Below are 13,999 nucleotides of genomic sequence, written 5' to 3'. Positions count from 1 at the left end.
GCCTGGCTAACGCGGGGCCTGGTCTGCGCAGAAATCCAGGTTCCGGTACACGCTCTGGACGGCGGCATCGGGGTCGTGTGCCTCCAAGGCGTCCACCAGTTCGTCGTGGCCTTCGCGCGGAATGCCGTTGAAGCCTTCCTTGCGTTGCTGCCGGAGGAGGTCGTTGTGGAACACTCCGCCGAACGAAACGTACAGCTGATGGAGCAATGGATTCCCTGAAGCCAAGGCAACGCGTTCGTGGAATTCCCAGTCGGCACTGGCCCACGTGGGGTAGTCCTCGGCTTGCCAGGCATCGTGGCGGAGCGAGAGGAGGCGGCGCATCTCGGCCAGGTCCTCGGCGGTAGCGTGCCTGGTGGCCAATCGGGCAGCCTGGGTGTCCAGGCCGAGCCGGACCTCCACGATGTGTTCCTGAGTGTGCTCCAGGTACATGCGCTGCGCCGCGCCGGACATCTCACTATTGGCCCGCACGTAGGTGCCATCCCCGCGCCGGACTTCCAGCATGCCGGAGTGGGCCAGCGCCTTGATGGCCTCGCGCAGGCCCGCGAAACACCTAAGGTGGACATGAGCTCTGGCTCGGCTGGGATTCGCTCCTGGAGCGGCCATTCACCGGACTTGATCATGTCCCGCAGCTTGGCGGTGATCTCCTCGGCAAGGGCCGGGCGATGCGAAGGGGTCAGGGTCATGCTGTCCTCGGTCCGGTCTTGGTGGCAGTGCGCTTGCTCGTGAGCAGGTGGCAGGTAACCATGAGCGCCACGGCCACGATGGACAGCAGGCTCAGCGGCAGCACCCAGCCGCCGGTGGCGCTGTGGAGCAGCCCCATGCCAAAGGGGCCTATTGCCGCAATCAAGTATCCCAGCGATTGGGCGATGGTGGAGAGCGCGGTGGTTTCCGCCGTCGAACGTCCGCTGCGGCTAATGATCACCAGGACCAGCGGGAAGATGCCCAAGCCGAAGCCGAAGAGCACTGCGGGCACAACCGCCAGCGACGTCGGCAACCAGACCATCGCGGCGATGGCCAGCAAGGTGGAGCTGCTGGCGAGATACAGTGCGGGGCGGAGCATGCGGGGGCGGGAGCCGAACGCGAGAAGGATCATGCCGGCAGCGACGGAGACCAACTGCATCACGCCGAACTGCAGGCCGCTTTCGGAGGCGCTGAGGCCTTGCGAGGTCAGGATGTAGGCGAACCAGCTCATTACTGCGTAGGCAAGGAACGCCTGGAAGGTGAAGATCGCGGTAATCAGGATGCCGAGGCGGGTACGCAGCAACGGCCACATGGACACCCGCGGACGGTCCGTTTTGGTGGAGTTGCGGTGGGTGTGGAGGACAACCGGCAGGAAGCCCAGCAGGGCCGCGACGCCAAGGATTCCCCAAGCGGCCAGGCCCATGGACGGCGAGCCGAGTTCCTGAGCCAAAGGCACGCTTACGGCTGCAGCGAAGGTAGCGCCCCCGGACATGGTGAAAGTGTAGAGACCCGTCATCATGGAGGTGCGCTCTGAGTAGTGCTCACGGATGAACGACGGCATGGCCACGTTGCACACGGCCAGGCCGGACATCGCCAGGACGGTGCCTCCAAGGAGCGCGCCCGTTACCGGAACGCCACGCACCAGCAAACCGCCGGCCAGCAGGGCCAAGGCGATGGCGATGGCTTTCTCGACACCCACACGCCGGGTCAGCCAGGACGTTCCCATGCCCGCAACCGCAAAGCACAGCAGCGGGATGGAAGGCAGAATGGACGCCACCAGGGCGCCGTAACCCAGCACCTGCTGCAGGTCGTGGAACAGGGCAGCGGCGCTGGTGATGCCTGCGCGCAGGTTCAGGCCGATGAGCACCACCGCAATAATGCCGACGACGGCGACGACGCGCGTCTTGGGGACTGCGGAACTAGCCGAAAGCGCAGGGGCAGCCTGAGCGGGGCTCACAGTAGGGATGTTTCCGGTGCTGGGGGTAAGAGGAGTCGTCGCGGCCATATCTAAAGGTTAGACGTTTGACGTCTAATGTCTAGGGTTTTGTGGCGAAGCTCTCCGCGCGAGCTTGAGGGGCCCTAGCGAGGGTTGCGCGAGCCCAAGCGCTGGACCGCCAAGGCCAGCCACAGCTGCACACGGTCCTGCGTCTGGGAGGGGTCGTAGCCCGTCAATTCGGTGATCTGTGCCAGGCGGTAACGCACAGTGTTGCGGTGCAGGGTAAGGGCTTCGGCCACGGCCGCCACTGACCCGTTGTGGTTCAGGTAGCTCTCCAAGGTGGCCACCAGTTCGGCCCCGTGGGCGGCGTCGAACTTCCGCAGCGGCGTGAGGGACTCGCTGGCCATATCCGCCAACGGAACATCCTCGCTGGCAAGCAGCAGGGATGTCAGGCTCAGGCGCTCCGGCTCGTTGACCGGCAAGCCGTGCGCCACGGCGTCGCGCGCTTCAAAGTAGCTCCAACGCAGGCCGTTCGGCTTCGTGTAGGCGCCGCCGATACCTATGACGGCGTGGATGCCGGCTTCCTGCAGGTGATCGCTAAGGCTCTTGGCCAAAGCGGTGGCCGAACTGCCGTCGTCGCTGATGACAGTGACAAGGTCCTTCCCGACGACGGCGCTGACGCCGGCTTCCAGCGCCTGGGGCAGGGAGATGCTGATCAGTTGTTTGTGGTGTGCCGTGGACTCTGCCACGAGCACAACGTTCTTCCGGGTGCTGTTGATGCCCACGCCTGCCAGGCGCCGGGCGGCCTCGATGCTCTCAAGGGTGCCGTGGATGACGTCGTCCAAGACCTGACCGGCCATGGCGCGCTGGGCCTGGCGCTGCTTGACCATGTTGTTGAGCTCCACGCTGATCAGGTTTTGCGCGTAGCTGACGATGCCGGAGTCGACGAACGGCTGCCGCAACCAGAGCGTGCAGGCATCCCTGCGGCCGGTGGGAATCGGATACGAAGCCCAGCCATCCGCCGTCGGGGCCGGCTTCCCCGCCACGCTGTTGTAGAGCTGCGCGCTGAACTGGGTGAGCACCACATCAGTGCGGAGCATGCTGCCCAGTTGCTTGAGAAGTTCGTTCAGGCCTCCGCCGGTGAGGAGTGAGCGTGCCAGGATCTGGTGTCCGGCGAGGAGTCGTTCCAAGTTGGAGTAATGGTCGGCAGAGTGCGATTCCGCCACGAGTTTGCCGATCGCGATGAAGGGGATCTCGTAGGGGACTTCCACCAGGGGCAAGCCCCAGCGGTTGGCTTCTGCGATGAGAGCTTCCGGGACGGACTCGTGGGTGAGGCCGATGCCAAAACCGATCCCGACGGCACCAGCGCGTTGGGCCTGGCGGACGAATCGTCGCTGGTCGGCGGCGCTCTTGAGGCGCAGGCCGGTGGTGAGGACCAACTCTCCGCCGCTGAGGAAACGCTGGGGGTCTTCCAGTTCCGTCACCGCAACCCAACTGATGTCCTGGTTCCACGTGGTTTCGGCAAGGCCGGCTTGGCGGAGTTTCAGGGAGGGGACAGCGACGAGCGAAGCGAGGGACATTGCCATGCTTTCAAGCGTAACCCGGCACTGGGCAAGCGCACTAAGCGGGGGGTCCTTGTGTGTGCAGCTGGCTATTCCTTGGACCCCCTCCCTGGCATAGGCTCTGATCAGCTAAACCCATGCCCAGACTCCGAAAGAGGGTTGCACACCGTGGTTCAAACCTTGCAGAACTTCATCAACGGCGAATTCGTTACGCCGGCAGGTACGGGTCTCTTGGACATCGTGAACCCCGCCACCGGGGAAATCGTTGCCAAGTCGCCCATTTCGGTTCAGGCCGATGTGGACGCCGCCATGACCGCGGCCAACCAGGCTTTCAAGTCGTGGAAGAAGGCCACTCCCGGCCAGCGCCAGCTGATGCTCCTCAAGCTCGCAGACGCCGTCGAGGCCAATAGCGATGAACTCGTGGAAGCCCAGCACCGCAACACCGGTCAGGTCCGTTCCCTGATCGCCTCCGAGGAAGTTGCCGCAGGTGCTGACCAGCTCCGCTTCTTCGCCGGTGCAGCGCGCATCATCGAAGGCAAGTCCGCAGGCGAATACTTCGAGGGCCACACCTCCTACGTACGTCGCGAACCGATCGGCGTCGTAGCCCAGGTTGCTCCGTGGAACTACCCGTTCCTCATGGCCATCTGGAAGATCGGCCCCGCCCTGGCCGCAGGCAACACAATTGTCCTGAAGCCTTCCGACACCACCCCTGAGTCAACCTTGGTGCTGGCACGCCTGGCCGGCGAGATCTTCCCGGCCGGTGTCCTCAATGTTGTCCTGGGCACCGGCGAAACCGGCGCCATGATGGTTGACCACAAGGTCCCCGGCCTGGTGTCCATCACGGGCTCCGTCCGTGCCGGCATTGCTGTGGCAAGCGGCGCAGCCAAGGGCCTCAAGAGGGCCCACCTGGAACTTGGCGGCAAGGCTCCGGCCATCGTCTTCAAGGATGCCGACATCAAGAAGAGTGCCGCGGCCATCGCCGAGTTCGCGTTCTTCAACGCAGGCCAGGACTGCACGGCCATCACCCGCGTGTTGGTGGAGGACTCCGTCCACGACGACGTCGTGGCAGCGATGGTGGAGCACACCAAGACCCTGCACACGGGTTCGCAGAACGACGAAGACAACTACTTCGGCCCGCTCAACAACGTGAACCACTTCAACGCTGTGACCTCCGTGGTGGAGAACCTCCCGGCCAACTGCAAGATCGAAACTGGTGGCCACCGCGCAGGCGAGAAGGGCTTCTTCTTCGAGCCCACCATCATCTCCGGCGCCAAGCAGACTGACGACATCGTGCAGAAGGAAACCTTCGGACCGGTCATCACCGTCCAGAAGTTCAGCACCGAAGAAGAAGCGCTCGAACTGGCCAACGACGTCGAATACGCCCTGGCTTCCAGCGTCTGGACCACCGACCACGGCACGGCCATGCGCATGAGCCGCGACCTGGACTTCGGCGCGGTCTGGATCAACACCCACATCCTCCTGACGGCAGAGATGCCGCACGGCGGCTTCAAGCAGTCCGGCTACGGCAAGGACCTCTCCATGTACGGCGTTGAGGACTACACGCGCATCAAGCACGTGATGTCTGCGCTCGACGCGTAACCCGTACCTTCACCAGAGCTTCCCAGAAAGGCAACCACCTCATGACTACCACCGCGAACGAACTCTCGTACCGCATCGAGCAGAAGCGCAACATCAACGGCGCCTTCCCCGGCCCCAAGTCGCAGGCACTGGCCGAGCGTCGCGCCGCCGTCGTTGCTGCAGGCGTCGCCTCGGGCGTCCCCGTTTACGTTGAAGACGCCGACGGCGGCATCATCCGCGACGTCGACGGCAACTCCTTCATCGACCTCGGTTCCGGCATCGCCGTGACCAGCGTCGGCGCGTCCGACCCCGCCGTCGTCGCCGCTGTCCAGGAAGCTGCTGCGCACTTCACGCACACCTGCTTCATGGTCACCCCGTACGAGGGCTACGTTGCAGTTGCCGAGCAGCTCAACCGCCTCACCCCGGGCGACCACGCCAAGCGCACCGTGCTGTTCAACTCCGGCGCTGAAGCCGTAGAGAACGCCGTCAAGGTTGCACGCCTGGCCACCGGCCGCGACGCCGTGGTTGCTTTCGACCACGCCTACCACGGCCGCACCAACCTGACCATGGCACTGACCGCCAAGGCCATGCCGTACAAGACCAACTTCGGCCCGTTCGCGCCCGAGGTCTACCGCATGCCCATGAGCTACCCGTTCCGTGAAGAGAACCCGGAAATCACCGGTGCCGAGGCCGCCAAGCGCGCCATCACCATGATCGAGAAGCAGATCGGCGGCGACCAGGTTGCCGCGATCATCATCGAACCCATCCAGGGTGAAGGTGGCTTCATTGTCCCGGCCGAAGGCTTCCTCCCGGCACTGTCCGCATGGGCCAAGGAAAAGGGCATCGTCTTCATCGCTGACGAGGTCCAGTCCGGTTTCTGCCGCACGGGCGAATGGTTCGCTGTTGACCACGAAGGTGTTGTCCCCGACATCATCACCATGGCCAAGGGCATTGCCGGCGGCCTCCCGCTGTCCGCTATCACCGGCCGCGCAGACCTGCTCGACGCCGTCCACCCGGGCGGCCTCGGCGGCACTTACGGTGGCAACCCGGTTGCTTGCGCCGCAGCACTCGCAGCCATCGACACCATGGAACAGCACAACCTCAACGGCCGTGCACGCCACATCGAAGAGCTCGCCCTGGGCAAGCTCCGCGAACTGGCAGCCGAAGTTTCCGTGGTTGGCGACATCCGTGGCCGCGGGGCCATGCTGGCAATCGAGCTCGTCCAGCCCGGTTCCAAGGAGCCGAATGCTGAGCTCACCAAGGCTGTTGCTGCCGCTTGCCTCAAGGAAGGCGTCGTCATCCTGACCTGTGGCACCTACGGCAACGTGATCCGCCTGCTCCCGCCGCTGGTCATCAGCGACGAACTGCTCATTGACGGCCTCGAGGTCCTCGCAGCAGCCATCAAGGCTCACGCGTAAGACTTCACGCTTGTTTTTGGAGGAGGGCCGGGGACACCCCGGCCCTCCTCCTGCGTTTAAGCGGATTCTGTTTAGCTGGCTCCACCGCCGAGTTCGTGGGAATGCGCCGAGTTCGCTGGAGCGTTCCCGCGTTCTGGCACCGTTCCAGCGTTCTCGCTGTTCCCGCCCGTGTTACGGCTCGCCTCGCGGTTGTCCGCCAGCCCCGGCCTACAACGCAGGGAGTACCGAACAAGGGCGGGAATGAGGGGCTTACTAGCCAGCAGCCGCCAGCCGGGCCCTCTTCTTCAGCACCGAGTTTTTCCGAGTGGTGCGAAGCATGTCGATGGTCAGCAGCACCAGCGCCAACCACACCACGCAGAAACCGATCCAGCGGGCAGTGGTCATGGTCTCGTTGAACACGGTCAGCGCCACCACGAATTGGAGGACCGGAGCGAAGTACTGCAGCAGGCCGATGGTGGTCATGGGAAGACGGCGGGCTGAGGCGCCGAAGAACAGGAGGGGTACGGCCGTGATGACACCGGAAGCCACCAGCAGCCAGAAGTGGCCCGCGCCCAGCGTGGTAAGGGTTTCGACGCCGGTTACCGCGAGGACAACCATGGTGATGGCTGCAAAGGGAGCCAGCACCACCGTTTCCACGCTGAGGCTCGTGAGTGCGTCCACCTTGGGCCCGACACGCTTTTTCACGAAGCCATAGAGCCCAAAGCTGAAGGCCAGGATCAGGGCAATCCACGGGAGCTGTCCGTAGGAGAATGTCAGGACGCCCACGGCCACGAAGCCGATGCCCACAGCTGCCCACTGCAGGGGACGCAGCTTTTCTTTGAGGACGAAAACGCCGAGCAAAACCGAGACCAACGGGTTGATGAAGTAGCCCAGGGACGTCTCAACGGCGTGGCCCGTGGTGACCCCGAAAGTGTAGGTGAGCCAGTTGATGGCAATCAGAACTGCCGCCAGGGCCAAAGGACCGAACACGCTGCTGTCCTTCACCGCCGCCCAGAACGTCTTCCAGGCGCGCGTGATGGTGATGAGCAGTGCACAGAAGAGCAAGGACCAAACGATCCGGTTGGCCACGATCTCGATTGCGCTGGCCGGCATGAGGACGAAGAAGTACAGCGGAAGCAGGCCCCATAGACCGTAAGCGCCAATGCCGAACAGGATTCCCGCCGTCGACTCGCTCCGCACAGGCTTGCTGCCGGTTTTAGCGGAACCGCCGGTACCTCCACCGCCGCCCCCGACTGTCGTCGTCGTTGGCTGGTTTGAAGAGGGGGAGTTGGCAGCTATCTGATCCGGAGTCGACACATTGTCGCCAACACCGCCTGCACGCGCAATATTCCGCAATCTTTATCAATTTCTGTGACTCCTGCCATATAGGCGGTCCGGCGTAGGGTCGACATCTAGAATTGGAATCTGCGCGCCCCAACAACGGCGTGGCTCACTGCTTCGGAAGGGTAACGGTGTCCAACTCAGCCGCAACAACCCCCAATCGTCCGCTTCGCGTTGCGATCGTTGGTGCAGGACCCGCGGGCGTGTACGCCGCGGACATCCTGACGAAATCGAACGAGGTCAAAGACGGGCATGTGGAGGTCAGCATCGATCTCTTCGAGGCATATCCGGCGCCGTACGGCCTGATCCGCTACGGCGTGGCGCCGGATCACCCGCGGATCAAGGGCATCGTGAACGCGCTGCACAAGGTATTGGACCGCGGCGACATTCGCTTCCTCGGCAACGTGACATACGGGAAGGACCTCACACTCCACGATTTCCGTGCGTTCTACGACGCCGTGATCTTCTCCACGGGTGCCATCAAAGACGCCGACTTGAGGATCCCCGGCGTCGAACTGGAGGGATCCTTCGGCGGAGCCGACTTCGTGTCGTGGTACGACGGCCACCCGGACGTTCCCCGGGACTGGCCCCTGGATGCCAAGGAAATCGCCGTGATCGGCAACGGCAACGTGGCCTTGGATGTGGCCCGCATGCTGGCCAAGCATCCCGAGGAACTCCTGGTTACGGAGATCCCGGACAACGTCTACGCGGGGCTCAAGCAGTCGCCGGTCACCGACGTTCACGTCTTCGGCCGCCGTGGCCCGGCCCAGGTGAAGTTCACGCCGTTGGAGCTGCGCGAGTTGTCCCACTGCAAGGACGTGGACATCGTCCTGTACCCGGAGGACTTCGAGTTCGACGAAGCCTCGGATGAAGCCATCAGGACAAACAACCAGATCAAGACCATGGTCAACACCATGACCAACTGGCTGGTGGAGGAGCACGCGGAATCGGAACAGCCGTCATCGCGGCGCCTGCACCTGCACTTCCTGCACAGTCCCGTGGAGATCCTCGACTCGCCTGAGACGCCCGGCAAGGTCTCGGGCATCAAATTCGAGCGCATGCAATTGGATGGAACCGGCAACGTCAAAGGCACCGGCGAGTTCATTGAATACCCGGTCCAATCCGTCTACCGCGCCATCGGCTACCACGGTTCCCCGTTGGAGGAACTTGAGTACGACGCCCGCCGGGGCGTCATACCGAACGACGGCGGTCGCGTCCTGGACGCCGACGGCAAGCCCGTGCCGGGAATTTACGCCACCGGCTGGATCAAGCGCGGACCGGTTGGGCTGATCGGCCACACCAAGGGTGATGCCCTGGAGACCATCGGCTTCCTCCTCGAGGACAGGCTCAACCTGCCCCCTGCTGAGAACCCGGATCCGCAGGCCATCATCGACCTCCTTGAGGAACGCGGCGTCGAATACACCACGTGGGAGGGCTGGAACAGGCTTGATGCCCACGAAGCCGCGCTTGGTGCTGAGTGGACCGCCGGCGAAGGTAACGGTGTGGTCCGCGAGCGCATCAAGGTTGTTCCGCGCGAGGAAATGATCCGGATCTCCCGCGGCTGACATTCGTCTCCACCCGAACTAGACTTCACGGTACTGTCCCGCCCACCACACGTGCAGCGCACTGTCATTGCGGACTACCAGGGAGTTCGATGAGGAATCCAGTTCATCCGCCGGTTCCAGGCAGCGATGCCGCGGAGCTGTTGCAGAAGCGTGCTCTTACCGGCCACGAGCGTCTGGACTCCTTGCGTCTCGGGATGCCCGAGGACATCGTCGGATTGCGCCGTCTGGTGCGTGAATCCTGGCAACGTTCGGCAACACTGCAGGCCAACCCGGACGTCGCTGAGGCTCCCCTCGCAATGGACCGCGATGAGCTTGAGGAGTATCGCAGGCAGCACCCCTTGGCGACGATCATGCCGGTGATCAAGAAGCTCCTGGTTCAGCCTAGCCATGACAGCGGCCTGTTGGTGGCAGTGGGTGACGACGTCGGGCGGCTCCTGTGGGTGGATGGCGATCCCGTGATGCAGCGCCGCGCCGAGGGCATGATGTTCGTGGCCGGTGCGGACTGGTCCGAAGCTTCCGTGGGCACCAGCGCACCCGGGACTGCGCTGGCTCTGGACCGCAGCATCCAGATTTCCGGGGCGGAACACTTCAAACGCTCGGTCCATCCTTGGAGCTGCACGGCTGTTCCCTTCCACGACCCCGATTCCGGCGCTGTGCTGGGCGTTGTGGATATCACGGGCACGGAAACCGCCGTCGCCGCGCATACTCTTTCGTTGGTGGAGGCTACTGTTGCCGCCGCCCAGGCGCAGCTCCGTATTGAACGGCTGACGCTCGCCGCCGCCGTCAAGGACAAACCCCGACGCCGGAGCGCGGCTGCCGCCTCCGGCCATGCACTGTACCGGAACAGCCTCCAGCTGTTGGGCCGTGACCAAGCCCTGCTCAGCATCAATGGACGGACGGTTTCCCTATCTGCCCGGCACAGCGAGATCCTTGCCATCCTGAGTAACAACCCCGCCGGGCTCAGCGCTGAAGACCTGTGCACCCAGCTGTATCCCGGGGATGGTTCTGCCGTGACGCTTCGCGCGGAAATGGTGCGGCTCCGGAAGGTCATGCAGGAACTCAGCCCGGAGGCGGTCCCGGAATCCCGTCCTTATCGTCTCCCGGTTGAGCTGTTACCCGACTCCGGCCAGGTCCTCAGTTGCCTCCAGCGCGGCGCCCACCGCATCGCCCTGGAAATCTACAAAGGCGGGCTCTTGCCACGCTCGGAGGCGCCCGGCGTCGTGCAGTTGCGTGAACGGGTCTCGCACCTGCTGCGCGAGGCGCTGCTCAGCGACGGCAGCGTTGACTCGCTCCTGAAGTACGCTGAGCTGCCCGAGGCGAAGTACGACGTCGACCTCCGCCTTGCCGTCCTTAAGCTGCTGCCGCCGCGCTCACCCAAGCGGGCCGCCGTCGTGGCAGACCTTGAACGGATCGAAACGGAAATGACAGCGTGAGCTGATTCACATGGTTGCAACGTAGCTGCAACCTCCCTGCTCCTAGGCTCGGATCAATGGCGACAGCCACCGTGATTCGCAGCAAAGGAGCTAGCAATGACTGTTTATGCACAGCCGGGTGCCGAGGGTTCGAAGGTCACCTTCAGGGACCGCTACGAGAACTGGATCGGCGGCGAATGGGTTGCCCCGGTCAAGGGCGCCTACTTCGAGAACATCACCCCCGTCACGGGCAAAGCCTTCTGCGAGGTTGCCCGTGGTACCTCGGAGGACATCGAGCTGGCGCTGGACGCCGCCCATAAGGTTGCACCCTCCTGGGGCAAGACGTCGGCCACCGAACGCGCGGCCATCCTGAACAAGATCGCAGACCGCATCGACGAGAACGTGGAACTTCTCGCGGTGGCGGAAACGTGGGACAACGGCAAGCCCGTCCGCGAAACCCTGAACGCCGATATCCCGTTGGCTGCCGACCACTTCCGTTATTTCGCCTCCGCAGTCCGCGCGCAGGAAGGTCATCTCTCGCAGCTGGACGAGGACACCACGGCCTACCACTTCAAGGAACCGTTGGGCGTCGTTGGCCAGATCATCCCGTGGAACTTCCCCATCCTCATGGCCGTGTGGAAGCTGGCGCCGGCGCTCGCAGCCGGCAACGCCGTGGTTCTCAAGCCCGCCGAGCAGACGCCCACGTCCATCCTGGTCCTTATGGAACTCATCGGAGACCTCCTGCCAGCAGGTGTGGTGAACGTCGTCAACGGCTTCGGTGTAGAGGCTGGAAAGCCTCTCGCTTCCAGCTCCCGGATCCGTAAGATCGCCTTCACGGGTGAGACCACCACCGGCCGCCTCATCAGTCAGTACGCATCCAACAACCTCATCCCCGTCACCCTGGAACTCGGTGGCAAGAGCCCGAACATCTTCTTCGATGACGTCGCCGCCCAGAACGATGCTTTCTACGACAAGGCCCAGGAAGGCTTCACACTCTTTGCCTTCAACCAGGGCGAGGTCTGCACCTGCCCGTCCCGTGCACTGGTCCAGGAAGGCATCTACGACTCCTTCATGACGGATGTCGTGGCCCGGACCAACAAAATCATCCAGGGAAACCCGCTGGACACCGACACCCAGGTAGGTGCCCAAGCCTCGAATGACCAGCTGGAGAAGATCCTGTCCTACATCGACATCGGAAAGCAGGAAGGCGCCAAGGTCCTCACCGGTGGTGCCCGGGCCGAGCTGTCCGGTGACCTGGCCGGTGGCTACTACGTTCAGCCCACCATTTTCGAAGGCCACAACCGGATGCGCATCTTCCAGGAGGAGATCTTCGGTCCGGTGGTGTCCGTGACCAAGTTCAGTGACTACAACGACGCCATCGGAATCGCCAACGACACCCTCTATGGGCTGGGTGCCGGAGTCTGGTCGCGTAACGGAAATGTCGCCTACCGCGCGGGCCGGGAAATCCAGGCCGGCCGTGTGTGGGTCAACAACTACCACGCCTACCCGGCAGGCGCCGCCTTCGGTGGCTACAAGTCCTCAGGTATTGGCCGTGAGAACCACGCCATGATGCTGGACCACTACCAGCAGACCAAGAACCTCCTGGTCAGCTACAACGAGAACAAGCTCGGCTTCTTCTAAACCGTCCTGTTTATCGATCAAAGGAGATCGTCAATGACCAGCACCATGCAAGCTGCAGTAGTAACAGAGTTCGGAACCGACCTTAAGGTCATGGAGGTGGAACGCCCGACGCCGGGTCCCGGCCAGGCGCTGGTCCGCCTCATCACCTCCGGGGTATGTCATACCGACCTCCATGCCGCCGAAGGCGACTGGCCGGTCAAGCCCACACCGCCCTTCATTCCCGGACACGAAGGTGTCGGTGAAGTGGTGGCTCTGGGCGAGGGTGTCACGGACGTTGCCGTGGGCGATCTTGTGGGGAACGCCTGGCTGTGGTCCGCCTGCGGAGACTGCCAGTACTGTCGCACCGGTTGGGAAACCCTGTGCGAGTCTCAGCAGAACGGTGGTTACAGCGTTGACGGCTCGTTCGGCGAGTACATGCTGGTTGACACGCGCTTTGCTGCCCGCATCCCGGAAGGCTCGGACCCGGTGGAAGTCGCGCCGGTTCTGTGTGCCGGGGTCACGGTCTACAAGGGCCTGAAGATGACCGAGGCCAGGCCTGGTCAGTGGGTCACCATCTCCGGCATCGGGGGACTGGGGCACATCGCCGTGCAGTATGCGGTGGCCATGGGGCTCCGGGTCGCGGCGGTGGACATTGCCGATGACAAGTTGGCACTGGCCCGCGAACACGGCGCCGAGTTGACCGTCAACGCCCTGCATGAGGATCCGGCAGAGGTCATCCAACGTGAAACGGGTGGCTGCCATGGTGTCCTGGTGACAGCGGTTCACCCTTCGGCGTTCGGCCAGGCGATCGGTATGGCGCGCCGTGGTGGAACGATCGTTTTCAATGGGTTGCCTCCGGGAGACTTCCCTGCGCCGATCTTCGAGATCGTCCTCAAGGGCCTTACGGTCCGCGGCTCGATCGTGGGAACACGGCAGGACCTGGAGGAAGCACTGGAGTTCTACGCCCAGGGAAAGATCAAGCCAACGGTCTCCACCCGGGAACTCTCCGAAGTCAACGCGGTCTTTGACGAGATGAAGCACGCCAAGATCGACGGCCGAGTGGTCCTGAAGTTCTGATGGACAACACCAGCTTGGAAGCTGCGGTGACGCTGCCCGGGGAGGATTTCTCCCGGGTGGCGCTCACCGCGGTGTCCCTGGAACTCCTCCGCAAACTTTGGGACCAGCACGGGCCACTCATGTTCCATCAGTCGGGTGGTTGCTGCGACGGCTCTGCACCTATGTGCTATCCCGCGGGGGAGTTCCTCACCGGCGACTCTGATGTCCTTCTGGGCCGCTTCGATATCGGAGCCGGAGGAGAGCGGCAGCCCTTGGAGTTTTGGATGTCCAAGGAGCAGTTCAACTACTGGTCCCACACCCATCTGACCGTGGATGTCGTGAACGGCCGCGGCAGTGGATTTTCGGTGGAGTCACCCGAGGGCAAACGTTTCCTGATCCGTTCCACCCTCATGGACTGGGACGTTCCAAGCGTTTAAGGGCCCATGGCTGGTGTGACGGGGACAACGCGTCCCTGTCACACCGGCCACAGCAGTCACGCTGATTTGGGGGTCGTCTCACTATCTGGGATAAATATGGCCGTCCATTGGCCGGACACTATTCTTGATGAGTC

At 63.4% G+C, this 13,999-nt stretch carries 10 protein-coding genes and 1 pseudogene; 7 read left to right on the top strand and 4 right to left on the bottom strand.

Annotated elements, in window-relative coordinates:
* Positions 1-6: 6 nt before the first annotated feature.
* From ACNAOT_RS17105 to ACNAOT_RS17095, 3 genes and pseudogenes are all read right to left on the bottom strand, one after another.
* A pseudogene (locus ACNAOT_RS17105) lies at positions 7-683 on the bottom strand (FadR/GntR family transcriptional regulator).
* On the bottom strand, positions 680-1,966 hold the full coding sequence (locus tag ACNAOT_RS17100) for an MFS transporter (protein ID WP_091469192.1): 1,287 nt from the start codon (positions 1,964-1,966) through the stop codon (positions 680-682). The pseudogene ACNAOT_RS17105 and the gene ACNAOT_RS17100 overlap by 4 nt, the downstream one beginning before the upstream one ends.
* A 74-nt stretch (positions 1,967-2,040) precedes the next feature.
* Positions 2,041-3,483: a PucR family transcriptional regulator gene (locus ACNAOT_RS17095; protein WP_026005258.1), complete on the bottom strand. Its 1,443-nt coding sequence runs from the start codon at positions 3,481-3,483 to the stop codon at positions 2,041-2,043.
* 144 nt (positions 3,484-3,627) lie between these two features.
* Between ACNAOT_RS17095 and ACNAOT_RS17090 the strand changes: the two genes are divergently transcribed.
* Entirely contained in the window at positions 3,628-5,058 is a 1,431-nt protein-coding gene (locus tag ACNAOT_RS17090) for a gamma-aminobutyraldehyde dehydrogenase (RefSeq protein WP_091469655.1), read from the top strand.
* Positions 5,059-5,099: 41 nt separating this feature from the next.
* A complete protein-coding gene (gene gabT / locus ACNAOT_RS17085) occupies positions 5,100-6,455 on the top strand; it encodes a 4-aminobutyrate--2-oxoglutarate transaminase (protein ID WP_420178685.1) in 1,356 nt (451 codons plus the stop codon).
* 252 nt (positions 6,456-6,707) lie between these two features.
* Here gabT and rarD read toward each other — a convergent pair whose 3' ends face one another.
* On the bottom strand, positions 6,708-7,790 hold the full coding sequence (rarD, locus tag ACNAOT_RS17080; RefSeq protein WP_420178684.1) for an EamA family transporter RarD: 1,083 nt from the start codon (positions 7,788-7,790) through the stop codon (positions 6,708-6,710).
* Positions 7,791-7,906: 116 nt separating this feature from the next.
* Between rarD and ACNAOT_RS17075 the strand changes: the two genes are divergently transcribed.
* The 5 genes from ACNAOT_RS17075 to ACNAOT_RS17055 all read left to right on the top strand — a co-directional run bounded on the left by ACNAOT_RS17075 (position 7,907) and on the right by ACNAOT_RS17055 (position 13,865).
* On the top strand, positions 7,907-9,340 hold the full coding sequence (locus tag ACNAOT_RS17075; RefSeq protein ID WP_178997350.1) for an FAD-dependent oxidoreductase: 1,434 nt from the start codon (positions 7,907-7,909) through the stop codon (positions 9,338-9,340).
* Between the two features lie 89 nt (positions 9,341-9,429).
* Entirely contained in the window at positions 9,430-10,773 is a 1,344-nt protein-coding gene (locus tag ACNAOT_RS17070; protein ID WP_420178683.1) for a GAF domain-containing protein, read from the top strand.
* A 96-nt stretch (positions 10,774-10,869) separates the two neighbouring features.
* Positions 10,870-12,393 (top strand): aldehyde dehydrogenase family protein, encoded by a 1,524-nt coding sequence (locus tag ACNAOT_RS17065; protein ID WP_420178682.1) that lies wholly within the window; start codon positions 10,870-10,872, stop codon positions 12,391-12,393.
* Between the two features lie 33 nt (positions 12,394-12,426).
* Entirely contained in the window at positions 12,427-13,449 is a 1,023-nt protein-coding gene (gene adhP / locus ACNAOT_RS17060; protein ID WP_420178681.1) for an alcohol dehydrogenase AdhP, read from the top strand.
* Complete coding sequence (locus ACNAOT_RS17055) at positions 13,449-13,865, top strand: DUF779 domain-containing protein (protein ID WP_420178680.1); 417 nt, start codon at positions 13,449-13,451, stop codon at positions 13,863-13,865. The genes adhP and ACNAOT_RS17055 overlap by 1 nt, the downstream gene beginning before the upstream one ends.
* Positions 13,866-13,999: the final 134 nt, after the last annotated feature.

Origin of the sequence: Paenarthrobacter sp. TA1.8 (assembly GCF_048595705.1) — a bacterium.
GTDB classification, from domain to species: Bacteria; Actinomycetota; Actinomycetes; order Actinomycetales; family Micrococcaceae; genus Arthrobacter; species Arthrobacter nitroguajacolicus.
This window is presented reverse-complemented; position numbering and strand designations above follow the sequence as displayed.